The 18,390-nt window shown below is 70.6% G+C and carries 16 protein-coding genes; 13 read left to right on the forward strand and 3 right to left on the reverse strand.

All coding sequences use genetic code 11. The features are described from left to right. The first annotated feature begins 787 nt into the window (after positions 1 to 787). Both ABT061_RS18335 and ABT061_RS18340 read left to right on the forward strand, forming a co-directional pair. Complete coding sequence (locus ABT061_RS18335) at positions 788 to 2,545, forward strand: hypothetical protein (protein ID WP_350918702.1); 1,758 nt, start codon at positions 788 to 790, stop codon at positions 2,543 to 2,545. Next, positions 2,452 to 3,555: a hypothetical protein gene (locus ABT061_RS18340; RefSeq protein ID WP_350918705.1), complete on the forward strand. Its 1,104-nt coding sequence runs from the start codon at positions 2,452 to 2,454 to the stop codon at positions 3,553 to 3,555. Before ABT061_RS18335 ends, ABT061_RS18340 begins: the two co-directional genes overlap by 94 nt. A 99-nt stretch (positions 3,556 to 3,654) precedes the next feature. Here the strand turns inward: ABT061_RS18340 and ABT061_RS18345 are convergent, their stop codons facing one another. Both ABT061_RS18345 and ABT061_RS18350 read right to left on the reverse strand, forming a co-directional pair. Further along, positions 3,655 to 4,581 (reverse strand): MBL fold metallo-hydrolase, encoded by a 927-nt coding sequence (locus ABT061_RS18345; protein WP_350918708.1) that lies wholly within the window; start codon positions 4,579 to 4,581, stop codon positions 3,655 to 3,657. Positions 4,582 to 4,769: 188 nt separating this feature from the next. Then, entirely contained in the window at positions 4,770 to 6,128 is a 1,359-nt protein-coding gene (locus ABT061_RS18350) for a DUF1015 family protein (RefSeq protein WP_350918711.1), read from the reverse strand. A gap of 121 nt (positions 6,129 to 6,249) precedes the next feature. On the opposite strand from ABT061_RS18350, the gene ABT061_RS18355 reads away from it, so the two are divergent. Continuing rightward, positions 6,250 to 6,681 (forward strand): tetratricopeptide repeat protein, encoded by a 432-nt coding sequence (locus ABT061_RS18355; protein WP_343968972.1) that lies wholly within the window; start codon positions 6,250 to 6,252, stop codon positions 6,679 to 6,681. Positions 6,682 to 6,731: 50 nt separating this feature from the next. Further along, positions 6,732 to 7,739 carry an HAD-IIA family hydrolase gene (locus tag ABT061_RS18360; RefSeq protein ID WP_350918714.1) on the forward strand — a complete coding sequence of 336 codons (1,008 nt, stop codon included), beginning with the start codon at positions 6,732 to 6,734 and terminating at the stop codon, positions 7,737 to 7,739. Positions 7,740 to 7,800: 61 nt separating this feature from the next. Here the strand turns inward: ABT061_RS18360 and ABT061_RS18365 are convergent, their stop codons facing one another. Next, positions 7,801 to 8,148 carry an SCP2 sterol-binding domain-containing protein gene (locus ABT061_RS18365; protein ID WP_350918717.1) on the reverse strand — a complete coding sequence of 116 codons (348 nt, stop codon included), beginning with the start codon at positions 8,146 to 8,148 and terminating at the stop codon, positions 7,801 to 7,803. Between the two features lie 436 nt (positions 8,149 to 8,584). On the opposite strand from ABT061_RS18365, the gene ABT061_RS18370 reads away from it, so the two are divergent. The 9 genes from ABT061_RS18370 (at position 8,585) to ABT061_RS18410 (ending at position 18,379) form a co-directional block, all read left to right on the forward strand. Further along, positions 8,585 to 8,758, forward strand: coding sequence for a hypothetical protein (locus ABT061_RS18370; protein WP_350918720.1), 174 nt, complete (start codon positions 8,585 to 8,587; stop codon positions 8,756 to 8,758). Beyond that, entirely contained in the window at positions 8,755 to 9,573 is an 819-nt protein-coding gene (locus tag ABT061_RS18375; RefSeq protein WP_350918723.1) for a TlyA family RNA methyltransferase, read from the forward strand. Before ABT061_RS18370 ends, ABT061_RS18375 begins: the two co-directional genes overlap by 4 nt. A 130-nt stretch (positions 9,574 to 9,703) precedes the next feature. Further along, a complete protein-coding gene (locus ABT061_RS18380; RefSeq protein ID WP_343968981.1) occupies positions 9,704 to 10,609 on the forward strand; it encodes an NAD kinase in 906 nt (301 codons plus the stop codon). A 90-nt stretch (positions 10,610 to 10,699) separates the two neighbouring features. After that, entirely contained in the window at positions 10,700 to 12,412 is a 1,713-nt protein-coding gene (recN, locus tag ABT061_RS18385) for a DNA repair protein RecN (protein ID WP_350918726.1), read from the forward strand. A gap of 159 nt (positions 12,413 to 12,571) precedes the next feature. Continuing rightward, positions 12,572 to 13,783 carry a putative cytokinetic ring protein SteA gene (gene steA / locus ABT061_RS18390; RefSeq protein ID WP_350918729.1) on the forward strand — a complete coding sequence of 404 codons (1,212 nt, stop codon included), beginning with the start codon at positions 12,572 to 12,574 and terminating at the stop codon, positions 13,781 to 13,783. Next, positions 13,780 to 14,754 (forward strand): copper transporter, encoded by a 975-nt coding sequence (locus tag ABT061_RS18395; RefSeq protein WP_350918731.1) that lies wholly within the window; start codon positions 13,780 to 13,782, stop codon positions 14,752 to 14,754. Before steA ends, ABT061_RS18395 begins: the two co-directional genes overlap by 4 nt. Before the next feature lie 4 nt (positions 14,755 to 14,758). Beyond that, positions 14,759 to 15,625 (forward strand): hypothetical protein, encoded by an 867-nt coding sequence (locus ABT061_RS18400; protein ID WP_350918734.1) that lies wholly within the window; start codon positions 14,759 to 14,761, stop codon positions 15,623 to 15,625. Continuing rightward, complete coding sequence (gene murJ / locus ABT061_RS18405; RefSeq protein ID WP_350918737.1) at positions 15,622 to 17,271, forward strand: murein biosynthesis integral membrane protein MurJ; 1,650 nt, start codon at positions 15,622 to 15,624, stop codon at positions 17,269 to 17,271. The genes ABT061_RS18400 and murJ overlap by 4 nt, the downstream gene beginning before the upstream one ends. Next, complete coding sequence (locus ABT061_RS18410) at positions 17,261 to 18,379, forward strand: glycosyltransferase family 4 protein (RefSeq protein ID WP_350918740.1); 1,119 nt, start codon at positions 17,261 to 17,263, stop codon at positions 18,377 to 18,379. The genes murJ and ABT061_RS18410 overlap by 11 nt, the downstream gene beginning before the upstream one ends. The last annotated feature ends 11 nt before the right edge of the window (positions 18,380 to 18,390 follow it).

Genomic DNA, 18,390 nt, shown 5'->3' on the forward strand with positions numbered 1-18,390 from the left:
GTACTGCACCGGGGACGGTGTGGGAGAGTAGGTCGCCGCCGGACAATCTTTCATGAGGGCCCTCACCTTTGGTGGGGGCCTTCGTGCTTTCCGGGGAGCTTCCGGGAAGGGGCTTGCGGGGTTTTTCTGGGGTTTTCAGTGGGCTTCCGGGTAAGGGGGGCCGGCCTCGACTCTTACCGGTTCGTAATGGTTTCCGGGGAGCCTCCGATCAAGGGGCTGTACCTGTACTCCCGCCGGTCGGTGGGCGTTCTTGGTGTTTCCACGCACTGGAATCCGAACCGTCGGCCAGTGTTTCTCGTGCTTTCCAAGGAGAGTCCCGAAAGGTGCTTCTGGGAGATGCGGAAATCATCCCAGGAGTAGGGGCTTGATGGAAAAGCCAGCCGCTCGTGTTCCGGTTAAGGCCTCCACGGGCCGCTGGAGTTCTTTCGCCATCGGGGAGAGCCTCAGCTGAGCGACCCTCTGCTCTGCCGAACCTGCGGTGGCAGGCGGGGACCGGACACTCCGCAGCGCTCTGAAATCCGGCAATGGACTGCGCCACGACGTTCGTGATCATTTACGGGTACCGGAGAAGGGCGTATGGAGTTTCGATGGCTTGCTAGGCTGGAGAGGCCGGGCCACCCCACCAGCGGGTGGCCTTCGTCGCGCCAGACCACGATAGGGCGGGGCAGCGATAGCGAACGGGGCGCACCCCGCGGCCGGAGACCGCCCGCACAGCGAACCGTCCCATCCGATCGAGGAGATGGGATGCGCTCGCAGAGTGAGCCAACGAATGGACCAGAAGTGAACAGTGACAACCGGCCTGAAGGCGCGGGTCGACGCGAAGAGGGCGAGAACCGCGGATCTGGCGGTCAGGGAGGTCACCGCGGCGATCGCGCAGGTGGCTACAGGGGACGTCCGGGAGACGGCCCCCGATATGGTGAGCGCCGAGAGTGGCGCCCGGGCGGTTCTTCCGGCTCTCGTGACCGCGGCGACAGGCCGTCCTACAACCGTGACGACCGTGGTTCCGGTCGTCCTCCTTTCAACCGAGACGACCGGCCGGGCGGTGGGCAGAGGTCTTCGGGACCGCGTGGTGACAACCAGCGTTCCTATGGTGATCGCGACCAGCCCCGAGGCGGTTCCTACGGAGCCCGTGACCGCGGGGACAGGCCGTCGTTCAACCGTGACGATCGTGGTGAGCGTAGGCCGTTCAACCGTGACGACCGTTCGGGTGGGGAGCGTCGTTCGTACGGTGACCGCGATCAGTCGCGTGGTCAGTATGGTTCGCGTCCCGATCGTGGTGAGCGCAGGCCGTTCGACCGAGATGATCGTCCGGGTGGTGGTTACCGGGGAGATCGTCCGTCGTTCAACCGTGACGATCGTGGTGAGCGCAGGCCGTTCAACCGCGATGACCGTTCGGGTGGTGGTTACCGGGGAGATCGTCCGTCGTTCAACCGTGACGATCGTGGTGAGCGCAGGCCGTTCAACCGCGATGACCGTTCGGGTGGGGAGCGTCCGTCGTTCAACCGCGATGATCGTGGTGAGCGTAGGCCGTTCAACCGTGACGATCGTTCGGGTGGGGAGCGTCCGTCGTTCAACCGTGATGATCGTCCGGGTGGGGAGCGTCGTTCGTACGGTGACCGTGACCAGGCTCGTAGCCGTTACGGTTCGCGTCCCGACAGCGGTGAGCGCAGGCCGTTCAACCGCGATGATCGTGGTGAGCGCAGGCCCTTCAACCGCGATGACCGTTCGGGTGGGGAGCGTCCGTCGTTCAACCGCGATGATCGTGGTGAGCGTAGGCCGTTCAACCGTGACGACCGCTCGGGTGGGGAGCGTCGTTCGTACGGTGACCGCGATCAGTCGCGTGGCCAGTATGGTTCGCGTCCCGATCGTGGTGAGCGCAGGCCGTTCGACCGAGATGATCGTCCGGGTGGTGGTTACCGGGGAGATCGTCCGTCGTTCAACCGTGACGATCGTGGTGAGCGCAGGCCGTTCAACCGCGATGACCGTCCGGGTGGGGAGCGTCCGTCGTTCAACCGCGATGATCGTCCGGGTGGGGAGCGTCGTTCGTACGGTGACCGTGACCAGGCTCGTAGCCGTTACGGTTCGCGTCCCGACAGCGGCGAGCGCAGGCCGTTCAACCGCGATGATCGTGGTGAGCGCAGGCCGTTCAACCGTGACGATCGTCCGGGTGGGGAGCGTCCGTCGTTCAACCGTGATGATCGTCCGGGTGGGGAGCGTCGTTCGTACGGTGACCGTGACCAGGCTCGTAGCCGTTACGGTTCGCGTCCCGACAGCGGTGAGCGCAGGCCGTTCAACCGCGATGACCGTGGTGAGCGCAGGCCCTTCAACCGTGACGACCGTCCCGCCGGCGGCTACCGGGGAGACCGCGATGGTGAGGGGTCACGCACCCGTTATGGCCGGGATGACCGGCCCGGTGGCCGTGACGAGGCTCCCAGCCGCCAGCGTGAGGAATTGCCCGAGCTTGCCCCGGACATCACCGCGGAGGAGCTCGACAAGGAGATTCGCGAGGAGCTCCGTTCCCTCCCGCTCGACCTCGCGGAGCTGATCTCTCGCCACCTCGTGGCAGCCGAGAGGGCTCTGGGCGAGGACGACGCGGAGCGGGCGTACGAGCACACCAAGGTCGCCCGCCGCTTCGCGGCCAGGATCGGAGTGATCCGCGAGGCGGTCGGCATCGCGGCCTACCATGCCGGCCACTTCTCCGAAGCACTCAGTGACCTGCGTGCGGCCCGCCGGATGACGGGTTCTGACTCGTTCCTGCCGATCATGGCGGACTGCGAGCGTGGCCTCGGCCGCCCCGAGCGCGCCCTCGACCTGGTCCGCTCCAAGGAGGCCGAGCGGCTCGACCGCGCCGGCAAGATCGAGCTCGCCATCGTGGAATCCGGCGCCCGGCGTGATCTCGGCCAGAACGATGCCGCGGTCATCACCCTCCAGCGCCTTCCCGAGTTGCGCGACACGCGTCCTCAGCCCTGGTCGGCCCGTCTCGCCTTCGCCTACGCCGACGCGTTGTTCGAGGCGGGTCACGAGGGGCCCGCCACCGAGTGGTTCGGCCGGGCGATGGCTTTCGACGAGGAGGGCGAGACCGATGCGGCCGAGCGTTACGCGGAGCTGACCGGGGCCGTCATCGAGGATCTCGAAGAGGACGACGAGTTCCAGGACGAGGAAGCCGTCGACGACGACCGCTTCCTGGACGACGCCGATGACGACGCCGATGACGAGATCGACGCCGACGACGTCATCGACGAGGTCGACATCGACGACGTGGCGACTCTGGACGCGGACATCGAGGACGAAGACGATCTCTACGAGGAGGCGTTCGGCACGGGAAAGCCCGTGATCGGTGACGCCCTGGACAACGGCGCTCCCGACGCGAACGGAACGGCGGGTATCGAGCGGAAGGTCCAGGAGAAGGAGGGAAAGGCCGACCTGGCTGTCGAGCCGGCCTTCATCGAACCTGACTTCGGCGATATTCTCCGCGATGCCCCCGATATCCACGACGATCGGGACGAGGCCGACGAGCAGGGCCAGAATCGCCGGAGCAAGCCCGAGGAGAAGTAGCTCCCCGGGGGACTTCGCCGTATTTCGGGTGAACGGGCGAACGGCCCGTTCACCCGAAATGGCGATTCCAGTGCGGCCCTGGGTCCGGGGGACGCCTCCTTACGGCTCTGTCCGGTCCAGCCAGTGCAGGATTCCAGCCACGTTGGACGGGGCGCCGCTCAGCAGTTCGAACTGCTCGGCGGTGGCCTCGTCCGCCTTCAGCGCCGCATAGCGGTCACGGGTCCGCTCCCTGACCATGGCCACCGCGTGGTCCAGGTCCATGGCCTGCGCGCGGGCCTGACGGGTCAGGTCGACCCAGACGCGCAACTCCTCGGCGGAGCGTCCCAGAATCTCTTCCACGTCCGTGACCGGCCCGTAGTGGCTGAAGAGCAGCCGTTGCGGGCCCAGCGCCTTGAACAGGGCGATCGAGTCCAGTGCGGTCCGCAGGTCGAAGTCCGGCGGGGGCGTGGCGGGGCGTAGGTCGCCCGTCTCCGGAAGGTAGACCCCGGCCGCGTCGCCGACGTAGAGGTCACCGGTGCCGGAGTCGATGAGCCCCACGTGATGTTTGGCGTGTCCCGGGGAGTAGTGGCTGCTCAGCGTGCGTCCGTTGCCGAGGTCGATGGTGCCTGTGTCGCCTAACGCGCGAATTCGTGAGGCTTCGGTGGGGGAGAGCTCGCCGAACAGGATGTCCAGCTTGTCGCCCCAGACCATTCGCGCGCTGGCCATCAGTTTGGCCGGGTCGGCGAGATGCCGGGCGCCTTTCTCGTGAACCACGACCTCCGCGTCCGGGTAGAAACCGGCAAGGTCCCCGACTCCGCCCGCGTGGTCCAGGTGGATGTGCGTGACAACGATCGTGGCGAGATCCGCCGGGCCGACGCCCAGCGAGGTCAGGGCGTCGCGTACCACGGGAGCCGAGGTGGAGGTACCCGTCTCCACCAGGCAGGGCCGATCTCCGAGAATCAGGTATCCGGCCGTGATACTGGAGTATCCGGCCATCCTCGTGTCGATCTCATAGACGTCTCCGCCGAGGGCGGTGATGTTGTCCACAGGTCACCTCATAACTGGAACCGGCGTCCCCAGAACGGTATTCGGCCATTCCGGTGCAGCTCACATCGTAGAGAGTCGTCCTCGGTCGCTCGCTTCCGTACGCGAAGAAAGATGTCGCGGGCAAGCGACCCGGTGCCGCTTGTGCGGGCCGCTGAGCTGTCGTCTCCGGGGTGACCGTGTGATCTCGGTCACTGTTCGGACCTCCGGGAGCCAGAGACCTCGGAGTCGCTCAAAGCCCCGGCTTCCTGGGGGGCCGGACCGCTCGTGGGCGGGCTCTGGGCCGAAGTGCTGAGCAGACGCAGGACCAGGCCTGTGCGGGGCTTGGGGCCGAAGGAGGTGGACTTGCGGGGCACCCGTTCTCCCCGGGCCGCGATCGCGAGCACGTCCTCGACCGCCAGCGGGCGCAGCAGCACCGCCGTCCCGCCGGAGGCCCGCGCGAGCTGTGTGGCGGCCTCCGGATCGTGGTGGACGACGCGCACCGAACGCTCGTCGTCCCGCATCCCCCACACCTTCGGCAGGAGGAACTCCGCGAGGATGGAGGTGTTCAGCGCCCGCCATCCGGCCGAGCGGTCGGTCGGCATGGCGTGCGCGAGCCGGTCGGGGTCGGGGTCGGTGAGCAGGTAGGTGGGGCCCCCGCCGGACAACAGGTAGGCCGGTCCGGTGCTCTCCTCCAGCGCGGCCAGCCCCTCGGCCAGGCCCGCGTGCTCCTGTACCTGCCAGGAGCCCCTGGCCTTGGCCAGCGCCTCCCCGAGCGGCAGCTCGGGAATGACCCGATGGATGGCCTTCAGATGCGGGGGGTAGGCGCCGGAGTCCACCAGGAGTGCGAGACCGAAATCCCAGGGCCCGGGCTCCGCGGGCCTTGAGGCGTGGTGTTCCCGCTGGAGTTCGAGGTAGGTGGCGTAGCGGTGGTGCCCGTCGGCGATCAGGGCCTGGCGAGGGCGGAGATCGGCGTTGATGGAGGCGAGCTCACCGGTGTCGGTGACGGCCCACAGCCGGTGTCTGACCCCGTCGCCGGTCACCGCCTCCGCCAGCGGAGGCCGGGATGTGGCGGTCCGGTCGACGAGGCGGGTGGCGGCGCCGCCCGCGCCGTCGTAGAGCAGGAAGATCGGCTCCAGGTTGGCCTCCGTGGTGCGCATCAGCGCCAGCCGGTTGGCGACCGGTCCGGGCATCACGTTCTCGTGCGGCAGGACGATGTGCTGGTCCGGCCCCGCCAGGCCCACGTCGCCGATGAGTCCGCGCTGCAGGATCCCGGGCCCGGACTGCTCGTAGACGTAGATCGCGGGTGTCTCGTCGGCGGCCAGCACTCCGGAGGAGAGCCACTCCTGAAGCCTCTCCCGCGCCTCGGCGTACCTGGGCTGGTCGATGCCGGGAAGGATCAAACGCACCACGTTGTTGGGGTGGGTGTCGAGCAACTCCCGTACGCCCGCCTCGTCGATGAGATCGTAAGGCGGTGAGGTGACCCCGGCCAGATCGTCGACCGTGAACCGTACGCCGCGGAACGGGCGTAGCACCAGCCCGCCGGGCACCGGCAGTTCAGGATTCGCCATAGAGGGCATGCTGCCATAAAGGCCTGAAACGGCCGGGCGCCGTCTCGAGGCTGCGGTGGTGCCCGGTCCCGTCAGGGAGTCGGCCAGATCTGTCGTCTGTCGATGAAGGAGGCCTCACACAATGGTCCAAGGACGTAGCGGTCCGTCTGATTCCCCCAACCCCGAGACGGGCGCTCCGGTCGGGGACGTCTACGAATGGTTTCAACGAGGGATGAGGTTGCTGGCCGAGGGGAGCCCGGCGGCGGCTGCCGCGCTGCTGGAGCGGGCGGCCTACGCGGAGCCGGAGTCCCGGAGCATCCGTGAGGCCCTCGCCCGGGCGCAGTTCAACTCCCGGCAGTACGCCGACGCGGTCGACAGCTTTCGCTGGATCATCGATGCGAATCCAGCCGAGGACTACGCGTATTTCGGTCTCGGGCTCGCCCTGTGGCGGACCGGGGACATGGAGGGAGCCCAGGAGCCGCTGGCCATCGCCGTCGCGATGCGGCCCGACCAGCGGCACTACGTCTCCGCTTTGAAAAGCGTGCGCGCCACGTTACGGGCCCGCCGGATGTGATCCATATGTGATCTGTGCGAGCAATGGAACGTGGGTGATGAAATAGGTCAGTGGACACGAATGCGCTGATCGACCTGTACGACACCCTCCTCCTTGATCTCGATGGGGTGGTGTATCTCGGGCGCGACGCCGTACCCGGGGCGCCCGAGGCGCTACGCCGGGCGGCGGAGCGTGGCGTGCGCCTCGCCTATGTCACCAACAACGCCTCACGCACCCCCGGCGCCATCGCCCAGCACCTGAGCGCGCTGGGCGCTCCGGCGACCCCCGACGACGTCGTCACCTCCGCCCAGGCCGCCGCACGGCTCGTGGCCGAGCGGGTCGAACCGGGTGCCGCGGTGCTGGTGGTCGGCGGGATGGGACTGCGCACCGCGTTGCGCGCCCATGGTCTGCGTCCGGTCAGCACCGCGCTGGACAGCCCGGTCGCGGTCGTCCAGGGCATAGCCCCCGACCTCTCCTACGGCCTGCTGGCCGAGGGGACACTCGCGGTGCGGGAGGGGGCGCTCTTCGTGGCCGCGAACGCCGACTCGACCATGCCGACCGGCAGAGGCGAGTTTCCCGGCAACGGCGCGATGGTCAGGGTCATCGCCACGGCGACCGGGGTGGAGCCGATCGTCGCGGGCAAGCCCGAGCCGCCCCTGCACCGGGAGTCGATGCTCCGTACCGGATCGCGGCGGCCCCTGGTGGTCGGCGACCGGCTCGACACCGACATCGAGGGGGCGACCAACGCCGGAGTCGACAGCCTGCTGGTTCTGACGGGGGTGGCGAGCGCGCTCGACGTACTGACCGCCGCCCCCCGGCACCGGCCGACCTATGTCGCCGGCGATCTGTCCGCACTGCACCGGCCCTATCCCGAGGTACGGCGGGCCGGGGACGGGTGGACCTGCGACGGGTGGACGGCCCGCTGGGAGGGGGGTGCCCTCACCCTTGAGGGTGGAGGTGAGCCGCTCGACGGCCTCCGCGCCGCCTCAGCCGCGACCTGGGAGGCCGCAGGGGAGGGCCGGGCGGACGAGGACGCGGTGAAGGCGGCACTCGACTCCGCGCTCTCGCCCGCCGGCTGAGAGGGCCACCTTCGTCCAGGCGGCCTCTCCCCTCAGGTGATCCCGCCCTCGGGCGGGATCCTCAGAGAAGCTTGCGCAGGCGGAGAAGGTCTCCGAAACTGGCGTCGACCCTGACCCGGCCGCCGAACACGGCCCGTCCCATGTCGAGTTCCCCGTTGACCAGGGCGACGAGATCATCGCTGCCGATGGTCAGCTTCACCTCGGCCTCCCTGCCGTCGTCCGAGGGCTGATCCTCGAAGGGGCCGAGGCCGCCGTGGTGGATGCGACCGTAAAAGGTCACGCCGAGATCCTTGATGTGGCAGCTGATACTGCGCTCGACCACGTGCTTGGCGCGGCTTGCCTGGTCAACCTCGTCGAACTGCTCGGCGAGTTTGCGCAGTGCCGCCCGGCACTCGTCGACGGTCGCCATCGCGTGGCGCTCCCTTCTCTTCCGGACCGGCCTGAATCCCTTTCAGGTACGGACGGTAGCGTTCCACATGGGTACGGCATGCAATCCGGCGCGGGGTGTGCCGGGAAAGAGGCATACACCGCGGCGTACGAAACCCCGAGGAGGGTGCGCTTGGGCGGCCGCCGACCTTAACGAGATGACAACGCGCGAGACCCTCGCGATAGTTCGCGCTTTACCCAGCTTTGAAGAATCCGCTCTCCTGGCCCACGCCGGGGCGGAGGGAGGCGGGAGGCGACGGAACCGAGGAGGCCCGCCGGGGCGACGGGGGACGCGGGTTCCGATACGGTCGGGGAATTCACGGGCACGGGGCCGGTGAGCGTCGCGTCCGTGCGGCGGCAAGGGGTGCCGAGACGGCCACGACGGCCGAGACGACCAGGAGAGGATTCGGAGGGGGCGTATGACGGACCTGCTTGAGGAGACGGGCGACGAGCGGGCGGACGCCGCGCTGGGCGGGCTCGCCCGGCTCGGCGCCCTGCCCGTCTCCGCGCACGCGGACGTCTTCGAGGAGGTGCTCACCGGACTGGAGCAGACGCTCGCCTCGGTGAACGACGTCCCGGACCGGCACCCGTGAGCCGGCGGGCACGCCTCGACAGCGAACTCGTCCGCAGGAGGCTGGCGCGGTCCAGGGAACAGGCGGCCCAGCTCATCGAGGCCGGCAGGGTCAGCGTCGGCGGCCGGGTGGCGGCCAAGGCGGCGACCCAGGTCGACACCGCCTCGGCCATCGTGGTGGTGGAGGCGGCCGAGGGCCCGGACTACGTCTCGCGAGGGGCGCACAAGCTCCTCGGCGCGCTGGAGGCATTCGGTCCCCTCGGCCTCACAGTCGCCGGGCGCCGCTGCCTGGACGCCGGTGCCTCCACCGGAGGCTTCACGGACGTGCTGCTGCGCGGCGGTGCGGCCCACGTGCTGGCCGTCGACGTCGGCTACGGCCAGCTCGCGTGGTCACTGCGGACCGACGACAGGGTCACGGTCATGGAGCGCGTCAACGTCAGGGACCTGACGCCGGACATGGTCGGCGAGGCGCCCACCCTGGTCGTCGGAGACCTCTCCTTCATCTCGCTGCGCCTGGTGCTGCCCGCCCTGGTGCGCTGCGCCGCCGAGCGGGCCGATTTCGCGATGCTGGTCAAGCCCCAGTTCGAGGTTGGCCGGGAGCGGGTCGGCGCGGGCGGCGTCGTCCGCGACCCCGCGCTCCGCGCGGAGGCCGTGCAGGACGTGGCCGAAGCCGCGCGGGCGCTCGGCCTGACCGTGCGAGGGGTCACCGCCAGCCCGCTGCCCGGCCCGTCGGGCAACGTCGAGTACGTCATCTGGCTGGGTAAGGGGGAGGGGGCTCCGCCGGTCGCCGACCTCGGCGCCGAGATCGAGCGAGCGGTGGCGGAGGGGCCCCGGTAGCGGGCGACCCGGGAGAGCGCGACCTGACATCCTGCCCGGAGCCGAAACTCGGGGCACCCACACTGGAAGAGCTGAGTTGGACTTCCTCCCCAGAGCCAGAGCTCGGGGTCTCCACGCTCGAGGAGATGAGATGACTGCCAAGCGCGTCGTGCTGGTCACCGCGCACACCGGCCGGCCGGCGGCCGTCGACAGCGCCCGGATGGTGATCCAGCGGTTCCTGGACGCCGGGTTGACCGTGCGCGTCCTCAGCGCCGAGGCCGACGAGATCGCCTGCGCCGGGGCCGACGTGGTGCCCGCCGGTTCGGCGGCGGTCGACGACGCCGAGATGATGATCGTGCTCGGCGGCGACGGGAGCCTCCTGCGGGCGGCCGAGTTCGCCCGCCCGGCCGGCGTGCCGCTGCTGGGGGTGAACCTCGGACACGTGGGCTTCCTGGCGGAGGCCGAGGTGGAGAACCTGGCGGTCGCGGTCGACAGCGTGGTGGAAGGTCGCTACGACGTCGAGGAGCGGATGACCATCGAGGTCACCGCCCGCCTCAACGGCAAGTTGCTGGCCGACAGCTGGGCGCTGAACGAGGCCACCGTCGAGAAGAGCGAGAGAATGCTCGAGGTGGTCGCCGAGATCGACGGGCGCCCGTTGTCGCGCTGGGGGTGTGACGGGGTGATCTGCGCCACGCCGACCGGTTCCACCGCGTACGCCTTTTCCGCGGGAGGGCCGGTCGTCTGGCCCGAGGTGGAGGCGCTGCTGCTGGTGCCGATCAGCGCCCATGCGTTGTTCTCCCGGCCCCTGGTGGTCTCGCCCCGCTCCAGGCTCGCGCTGGAGGTCCAGACGGAGACCGCGGGAGCGGTGCTGTGGTGCGACGGGCGCCGCAGGTTCGACCTGCCCGCCGGGGCGAGGGTGGAACTGCGGCGGGCCGAGCTACCGGTACGACTGGCTCGGCTGCACGGTCTGGAGGACACGGGCGCGCCGTTCACCGACAGGTTGGTCGCCAAGTTCGATCTCCCTGTACAGGGGTGGCGCGGACGGGTGAGGCCCTAGTACGGCAGGGCGGGTGACGTCTCAAGCGCGTAGGATCGTGCCCGCGCACCGCACTGATGTTCGGTGAATTCGATGTGACGGGAGGGACCAGTGCGACCTAGGGTCGAGGAGGTCCGCATCCAGGGGCTCGGCGTGATCGACGAGGCCGTCCTGGTGCTATCGCCGGGATTCACCGTGGTCACGGGCGAGACGGGTGCGGGCAAGACCATGGTGGTGACCGGTCTGGGGCTGCTGTTCGGCGGCCGGGCCGATCCCGCCCGGGTCCGTCCCGGCTCCGAGCGGGCCACCATCGAGGGCACACTGATCGTCGACCCGGCGGGACGGGTCGCGCAGCAGGTGCAGGACGTGGGCGGCGAGGTCGAGGACGGCGAGTTGATCATCTCTCGGACCGTCTCCGTCGAGGGGCGCAGCCGTGCCTGGCTGGGGGGGCGCACCGTCCCCGTCGGCACGCTCACCTACCTGGCCGAGGACCTGGTGGCCGTGCACGGCCAGATGGACCAGCAGCGGCTGCTGCAGCCCGGCCGCCAGCGCGCCGCTCTCGACCGCTACGCGGGCGAGGAACTGGTCAAGCCGCTGCGCGCCTACGAGCAGGCGTACAAGCGGCACAGGAAGATCGCGGAGCAGCTGGCCGAGCTGACCACCAGAGCCAGGGAGCGCGCCCAGGAGGCCGACCAGCTCAGGTTCGGGCTCGGTGAGATCGAGAGGGCCGACCCCAAGGCCGGCGAGGAGACCGAGCTGCGCGAGGAGGAGGAACGGCTCTCCCACGCGGACTCCCTCCGGAGTGCCGCCGAGACGGCGCACCGGGCGCTGCTCGGTGACCCGATGTCCGGTGAGCAGGCCATGCCGGACGCCATCGCGCTGGTCGGCGAGGCCCGCACGGCGGTCGAGGCGGTGCGCGACTTCGACCCGGCGCTCGCCGGGATCGCCGAAAGGCTCGCCGAGGCGGGCTACCTGATCTCCGACGTCGCCACCGAGCTGGCCGCGTACGCCGAGTCGATCGACGCGGATCCGGGTCGGCTCGCGGCGGTGCAGGAGCGGCGGGCCGCGCTCATCCATGTCATCCGCAGGTACGGCCAGGACACCGCAGAGGTGCTCGCCTGGGCCGCTCGGGCCGCCGCACGCGTCGCGGAGCTCGACGGTGACGACGACCGCATCGGTGAGCTCACCCGCGAGCACGAGGAGCTCACCGGGCGCCTCACCGAGCTGGCCGCCGACCTGACCCGGGTCAGGTCGGTGGCCGCGGAGCGCTTCGGGCAGGCCGTGACCGAGGAGCTCACCGCGCTGGCCATGCCGCACGCCAGGGTGGTGGTCACCATCGTCGCCGCCCCCGAGTTCGGCCCGCACGGTGTCGACGAGGTCGAGCTGCGGCTGTCGCCGCACCCCGCCTCGCCGCCCCTGCCGCTGAACAAGGGCGCCTCGGGCGGCGAGCTGAGCCGGGTGATGCTCGCCATCGAGGTGGTGTTCGCCGGCGCCGACCCGGTCCCGACGTTCGTCTTCGACGAGGTCGACGCAGGCGTGGGCGGCAAGGCCGCGGTGGAGATCGGCCGCAGGCTGGCGCGGCTGGCCAGGACCTCCCAGGTGATCGTCGTCACCCACCTTCCGCAGGTCGCGGCCTTCGCCGACCAGCATCTCGTCGTGGAGAAGGCCGATGACGGGAGCGTGGTGCGGAGCGGCGTGATCGCCCTCGACAAGGACGGCAGGGCGCGGGAGCTGTCCCGCATGCTCGCCGGGCTCGAGAACTCCGAGCTGGGCCGCGCGCACGCGGAGGAGCTCCTGTCGATCGCGGCCGCGGACAAGGCGTGACCGGACGCCTCCGGAAGGAGAGACGAGGGAGTAAGTAGCGGTTTGAAAGAGTAATCCGTATGTTCCGGGGGAGCAGGTGGCGGGGGTCACGGGTGACGTATCTGACACGCTGCCGACTGTTTGGCTCTCCTGGTCGTTCACTCTGGCAGGATGGTCGTGATGAAGGTGCCGATTGACGGGCTTCAAGACAGGCTCACCGGGTACCTCCGCCGCAGGAAGGTCACGGACCTTCCCGGGGTGACGGCAGTGGCGAGAATCGATCGGCGGACCAAGAGGCTGACCAAGCGCCTCAGGGCCGGGGAAATCGCGATTATCGATCACGTTGACGTTGACCGGGTTAGCGCGGAGGCGCTTGTCGCGTGCGGTGCGGCAGGCGTCGTCAACGTCGCCGCGGGCATCAGCGGCCGTTACCCCAACCTGGGCCCGCAGATCATCGTTGACGCCGGAGTGCCGTTCGTGGACAACGCCACCTCCGAGCTGTTCGAGCGGATCAAGGACGGGGACCTGGTCCGGCTGCACGAGGGCGTCGTCTACCTCGACGAGGAGGCGGTCGGCAAGGGCGACGTGCAGACCCCCGAGTCCGTCGAGGCCGCGATGACCGAGGCGCGGGCCGGGCTGACCGTGCAGATCGAGGCGTTCGCGGCCAACACCATGGAGTACGTCCGCCGCGAGCGTGATCTCCTCATCGACGGGATCGGCGTTCCCGACATCCGGACCGTCATGGAGGGCAGGCACGTCCTCATCGTGGTGCGCGGCTACCACTACAAGGAGGACATCGCCGCCCTCCGTCCCTACATCCGTGAATACCGCCCGGTCATGATCGGGGTGGACGGCGGGGCCGACGCGCTGCTGGAGGCCGGTTACCTGCCGGACATCATCGTCGGCGACTTCGACTCGGTCTCCACCAAGGCGCTCACCACCGGTGCCGAGCTGGTCGTGCACGCCTACCGCGACGGCAGGGCGCCGGGGCTGGAACGGGTCCAGCAGCTCGGTCGCAGCGCGGTGATCTTCCCGGCGATCGGCACCAGCGAGGACATCGCCATGCTGCTCGCCGACGACAAGGGCGCCGACCTCATCGTCGCCGTCGGCACCCACGCGACGCTGGTGGAGTTCCTCGACAAGGGGCGCTCCGGCATGGCCAGCACCTTTCTCACCCGCCTGCGGGTGGGCAGCAAGCTCGTCGACGCAAAGGGCGTCAGCCGGCTCTACCGCAGCCGGATCTCCACCCCGTCCCTGCTCCTGCTCGTCGCCACCACGCTGATCACCATGGGAGTGGCGATCGTCGTCTCTCCGGTGGGCAAGATCTGGCTGGACAGCGTCCGCGACGTCTGGAGCGGCTTCATCTTCTGGCTGGTCGGACTCTTCTCGTGATCGATTTCCGCTATCACCTCGTCTCCATCGTCGCGATCTTCCTCGCGCTGTCGGTGGGCATCGTGCTGGGCACCACCCTCCTCGAAGACCCCGTCATCAAGGCGAGCGAGGGCCTGGCCAACCAGCTCCGCGAGGGCAACAACGAGCTCCGCACCCAGGTGGAGGCCCTGCAGCGGCGGGAGGCGGGCAACGACGCCTTCGTGGCCGCCGACACCCCCCGGCTGGTCCAGGACGCGCTCGTGGGCAAGCGTGTCGTGGTCGTCGAGGCACCGGGCGCCACGGTGAGCGTGCGTGAGTCGGCGCAGCAGGTGATCGAGGAGGCCGGGGCGATCGTGACCGGCCGGATCACCCTCACCGAGAGGTACATCGATCCCACCCAGACGGGTTTCGTCGACAAGCTGGCCGTCGGGGCCAAGGCCGCCGAGACCGTCTTCCCCGTCGAGGGCACGGCATACGACAAGGCGGCCCAGGTGCTCGCCGACGCGATCGTGACCAGCGACCCCGTCCAGGCGGGCAAGGAGCATCCGGCCGGCGTGGGCATCCTCGACGCCTTCCAGCGCGCCGGCCTGCTCACCATCACCGACGACCCCGCCAAGCGCGCGGAACTGGCCCTGATGATCGCCCCTGCGGAGGCGTACACCGGAGAGACCGCCGCCGGGCGGGCGAGCGCGCTCGTGGCACTGGCGCTGGGCCTCGACGAGGTGGGCCAGGGCACGGTACTGGCCGGTACGCAGACCTCCGCCGCGGCCGGTGGGATCATCACCGCGCTCCGTGAGGAGACCTCCTTCACGGAGAAGGTCTCCAGTGTCGACACCGCGGATATGCCCTCGGGGCGGGTCGTGGTGGTCTACGCTCTCCGAGAGCAACTGGCCGGGCTCGCCGGCCAGTACGGCATAGGCTCCGGCGTCTCTGGTATCAAGCCCAGCGCGACGCCCACCCCCACGGCCGTCACGGCCACCTCCGGAGGATGACCCGATGGCTCGTCGTGCTTTTCTCGGTGCCCTCACCGGTGCGCTCCTCGGCGCGGTCGCCGCGCGTGCCGCGTACGCGGCCTTCACCCGCAGGCCTCCGGTCGGCGATGTGGAGACCTGGGCGCGCACGAACCACAGGGGCGAACCGATCACCCTGCTCGAGGGCCCGGCGTTCGTCGCCGGCGCCGGTGCCGCGGCGGCCGTGATCCCCGGCCTGACCGGCAGGGCCCGGGTGGCGGCGCTGCTGGCCGCGGTGGGGGCCGGCGGCCTCGGTGCCTACGACGACCTGTACGGCGCGACCTCCTCCAAGGGATTCAAGGGGCATCTGAGCGCCCTGGCCAAGGGGGAGGTCACCAGCGGGGCCGTGAAGATCCTCGGTATCGGCGCGACCGGCCTGGCCGCCGCGGCCGCCACCTCCCGTGCGCCCCTCGACGTCGCCGTCAACGGCGCGTTGATCGCCGGGAGCGCCAACCTGGCCAACCTCTTCGACCTGCGTCCCGGGCGTGCCGTCAAGGTGGGCCTGCTCGCCGGCGCACCCCTGCTCGCCGCGGCTCTGCTCAGGGACGACCCGGTCCCGGCCACCCTGGCCGCGCTTCCCATGGGCGCCGCCGCCGCGCTGCTGCCCGAGGACCTCGGCGAGCGGGCCATGCTCGGCGACGCGGGGGCCAACGCGCTGGGCGCGCTTGTCGGCCTGGCCGCCGCCGTCACCCTGGGCCGTCCGGGACGCCTGGCCGTGCTCGGCACAGTGGTCGCGCTGACCGCCGCCTCGGAGAAGGTCAGTTTCACCAAGGTGATCGCGGGCAACCCCGTCCTGCACCGCTTCGACATGCTGGGCCGTCGTCCCGTGGAGCAGGCACCCGCCACCCGATGAGCAGCAGGATCGCCCAGGGGGTCGCGGGAGCGGCACTTCTCATCGGGATCGTGACCGTCCTGGCCCGGCTCGTCGGGTTCGGCCGCTATCTCGTCCAGTCGCAGACCGTCGGCAACCTCTGCCTGAGCACCGCCTACAACACCGCCAACTACGTGCCCAACATCGTCTTCGAGCTGGTGGCGGGCGGCGCGCTGGCCGGGATGGTGGTGCCGGTGCTGGCCTCGGCGGCCTCCAGGGCCGACGACGACCCCGAGGCCAGGGCGGAGGCCGGCCAGATCACCTCGGCGCTGCTCACCTGGGTGATGCTCGTCATGGTGCCGCTGGCACTGCTCATCGTGGCGTTCGCCGGGCCGATCGTCGCGCTGCTGGTGGGCGGTCCGAGCGGCTGCGACCTGACGGAGGTCGTCGAGGTCGGCACCGGCATGCTCGTCGTCTTCGCCCCCCGGATGATCTTCTTCGGACTGGCCGTCGTCCTGTACGGCGTGCTCCAGGCACACCGGCGGTTCATGGGCCCGGCCCTGGCGCCGCTGGTCTCCAGCCTGCTCATCGTCGGCTCCATGCTGCTGTTCGAGGCGCTCAACGGGACGGCCGCCAGGGACCTGGCGGACCTGACCGCCGCGGGGCAGCTCTCGCTCTCCCTCGGCGCGACCGTCGCCGCCGCCGCGATGGTGCTCACCGTGGTCGTCCCGGTGGCCAGGCTCAAGCTCCGGCTGCGGCCCTCGCTGTCGTTCCCGCCCGGGGTCGCGGCCCGGGCGCGCCGGCTCGCCACCGCCGGTATCGCCGTGCTGATCGCGCAGCAGGTCGCGCTGCTCGTCGTCATCCTTCTGGCCAACGACCTGGGCGGCAAGGGCGCGATCGGTGTCTACACCTACGCCTGGGCGCTGTACCAGCTGCCGTACGCGGTGCTCGTGATGCCGATCGCCACCAGCTCCTTCCCGGTGCTGTCCACCCGCGCCGAAGAGGGGGACCTGCCCGGGTTCAACGCTTTGACCTCCTCCACCACGCGGATCGTGCTGCTGGTGACGGGGCTCGCGGCCGGAGTGATGGCGGCGGTCGCGCTGCCGGTGTCGCGGGTCTTCCTGGAGGAAACCCCGGGCGGGGAGCCCGCCGAGATGGCCAGGGCCGTCGCGCTGTTCGCGCCCGGCCTGGCCGGGTACGCGCTCATGCTGCACCTGGCCCGCATCCTGTACGCCTGCGGTCTGGGGCGGTCGGCGGCGGTCGCCTCGGTGGCCGGGTGGGCCGTCGCGCTGGCGGCCCAGGTCGTGCTCGCCCACGCCGCGGCGGGTCCGGCCGACGTGGTCGGGCAACTGGCACTGGGCAGCACGATCGGCATGACCGTCGGCGGGCTGCTGCTGGCCCTCGCGGTGCTTCGGGCCAGGGGGGCGGCCGCGTTGGAGGGAACGCCGCGCACCTTCCTGGCCGCCCTGGTCGGCGGCGTCGCGGCCTGGGTGGCGGGGTTGTCCCTGGTCGACGCCTTCGGAGCGGTGTCCAGGTGGGAGTCCGTGGCGGTCGGACTGGCCGCCGCGACGGCCGGGGTGGCCGCGTTCGCGGCCGTGGCGATGATGGTCGACAGGCGAGACGCCCGGGCGCTGCTGGCACGACTGCGCGGGGGACAGGTGAAGGAGGGGAGCGGTTTTGACGGTTGATCAGGGGACGCGCGTGGCGTTCGTGCTGGGAACGAGCGAGGGAGGGGTCGGCAGGCACGTCGCCATGCTGGCCGGAGGGCTGGTGCGCGGCGGCCACCGGGTGGTCGTGGCGGGCCCCCCGAGCACGGAGCGGGCCTTCGGGTTCGCCGCACTCGGCGCGCGCTTCGTGCCGGTGCCGATCTCCGACCGGCCCCGCCCACTCGACGATCTACGGGCGGTCATGGCGCTCAGGACGCTGCGCGGGGCGCATGCCGTGCACGCCCACGGGCTGAGAGCCGGGGCGCTGGCGGCGATCGCGCTGGCCGGAACCGGAACCGGCCTGGTGGTGACCCTGCACAACGCCGCGACCGCGGGCGGCGTGGTCGGCGCGGTCTACGGCCTCCTGGAACGGATCGTGGCCCGCCGCGCCGACCGGATCCTGGTCGTCTCCCCCGATCTGGGGGAGCGGATGGCCCACCTGGGGGCCAGGGGGGTCGAGGCCGCCGTGGTCCCGGCGCCCGCGCTGCCTCCTTCCGGGCGCGCGGCCGGGGACATCCGGCGGGAGCTCGGTACGGGAGAGCGGGTGATCTTCCTGACGGTCGCCAGGCTCGCCCAGCAGAAGGGCCTGGAGACCCTGCTCGATGTGGCGAAGGCCCTGCCGGAGGTTCGCCGGGACGCGGAGCACGCGTCGGGGCCGGTGTTCCTGGTGGCGGGGGAGGGGCCGCTGCGAGCGGAGTTGCAGGAGCGGATCGACCGGGAGAACCTGCCGGTACGGCTGCTCGGTGCCCGTACCGACGTGGGGGACCTGCTCGGGGTGGCCAGGGCACTGCTGGTGCCGAGCCGCTGGGAGGGGCAGCCGCTCACCGTGCAGGAGGCCCTGCGGGCGGGGACGGCGGTCATCGCCACCGCGGTGGGGGGCATCCCGGCGATGGTGGGTGAGGCGGGGCTGCTGGTGCCGTACGGGGACGTCGCGGCGATGCGCGACGCGGTCGCGAGGGTGCTCGCCGACGACGGTCTCGCGGAGGAGCTGGCCGCTGCCGCCGCCGGGCGAGGCCGTGGGATGCCGGGTGAGCCGGAGGCGCTGGAGGCGGTGCTCGCGGTCTACGCCGGGCTTTCTCCAAGAGGCTGAAAGGACCCGTT

The organism is Streptosporangium sp. NPDC002544 (assembly GCF_040295965.1).
GTDB lineage: Bacteria > Actinomycetota > Actinomycetes > Streptosporangiales > Streptosporangiaceae > Streptosporangium.

What these genes read in the sequence shown, in the direction of transcription:
- ABT061_RS18365 (WP_350918717.1), bottom strand. Translation starts at nt 8,148, where the DNA reads ATGGCGACCGTCGACGAGTGCCGGGCGGCACTGCGCAAACTCGCCGAG.
- murJ (WP_350918737.1), top strand. Translation starts at nt 15,622, where the DNA reads ATGAGCAGCAGGATCGCCCAGGGGGTCGCGGGAGCGGCACTTCTCATC.
- steA (WP_350918729.1), top strand. Translation starts at nt 12,572, where the DNA reads ATGAAGGTGCCGATTGACGGGCTTCAAGACAGGCTCACCGGGTACCTC.
- ABT061_RS18380 (WP_343968981.1), top strand. Translation starts at nt 9,704, where the DNA reads ATGACTGCCAAGCGCGTCGTGCTGGTCACCGCGCACACCGGCCGGCCG.
- ABT061_RS18355 (WP_343968972.1), top strand. Translation starts at nt 6,250, where the DNA reads ATGGTCCAAGGACGTAGCGGTCCGTCTGATTCCCCCAACCCCGAGACG.
- ABT061_RS18350 (WP_350918711.1), bottom strand. Translation starts at nt 6,128, where the DNA reads ATGGCGAATCCTGAACTGCCGGTGCCCGGCGGGCTGGTGCTACGCCCG.
- ABT061_RS18370 (WP_350918720.1), top strand. Translation starts at nt 8,585, where the DNA reads ATGACGGACCTGCTTGAGGAGACGGGCGACGAGCGGGCGGACGCCGCG.
- ABT061_RS18400 (WP_350918734.1), top strand. Translation starts at nt 14,759, where the DNA reads ATGGCTCGTCGTGCTTTTCTCGGTGCCCTCACCGGTGCGCTCCTCGGC.